Annotated in this window: 1 protein-coding gene; it reads left to right on the top strand. The window is 49.8% G+C overall.

The genetic code is table 11. The features are described 5' to 3' along the window. Nucleotides 1-259, top strand: a 259-nt coding sequence (locus SHD_RS00960) for an IS3 family transposase (protein ID WP_023265427.1), incomplete at both ends; no start/stop codon positions are given.

Here is a 259-nt window from a genome sequence, read left to right as displayed (position 1 = left end):
GTTCAGGTCACGCGTATTCTGGACAGCATTGCACTGTTTCGAGGCTATCCGGCGACGATAAGAACTGACCAGGGGCCGGAGTTCACTTGCCGTGCACTGGATCAATGGGCCTTTGAGCATGGTGTTGAGTTGCGCTTAATCCAGCCGGGCAAGCCAACGCAGAACGGATTTATTGAGAGCTTTAACGGACGATTTCGCGATGAATGTTTGAATGAGCACTGGTTCAGCGATATCGTTCATGCCAGGAAAATTATTAATG

Origin of the sequence: Shewanella decolorationis S12, assembly GCF_000485795.1 — a bacterium.
GTDB classification, from domain to species: domain Bacteria; phylum Pseudomonadota; class Gammaproteobacteria; order Enterobacterales; family Shewanellaceae; genus Shewanella; species Shewanella decolorationis.
The sequence above is the reverse complement of the archived record's forward strand: the minus strand, read 5'-3'. Positions and strand labels throughout refer to the sequence as shown.